The organism is Seonamhaeicola sp. ABD4_175 (assembly GCF_056160885.1).
In genome coordinates this window covers 1-336 of the sequence record NZ_JBSWYC010000022.1, presented here as the reverse complement: position 1 = coordinate 336, position 336 = coordinate 1, and the positions used below count along the sequence as shown (strand labels likewise).

General features: G+C 38.1%; 1 protein-coding gene. It reads right to left on the bottom strand.

Going from position 1 to position 336, the window contains the following annotated elements; genetic code table 11:
- The coding region (locus ACXAG4_RS15535; RefSeq protein ID WP_475297011.1) for a hypothetical protein at positions 1–336 on the bottom strand (336 nt) is incomplete at both ends.

The following is a 336-nucleotide window of genomic DNA, read 5'->3' as shown; positions in this document are numbered from 1 at the left end:
CACTTCCGCAGTTATCAGAATAACTAGAAGCTACTGTGTTAGCATCAAAACTATAAGTAGATTGCGCATCAGCATAACATGCATTGGCATTTGTATTTCCTGTTGGTGCAGTTCCTGTAGGAGCTGTTTGATCACTACCAGAATGTGTAATTGTTTCGCCAGTTAGTGTGTTACCACAATCATCAACTACGTTGTAAGTGTAGGTTAAAGACCAACTACAATTATCTCCAGTTAATTCAGTATTAGTAAGGTTTACCGAAACACTTCCGCAGTTATCAGAATAACTAGAAGCTACTGTGTTAGCATCAAAACTATAAGTAGATTGCGCATCAGCAT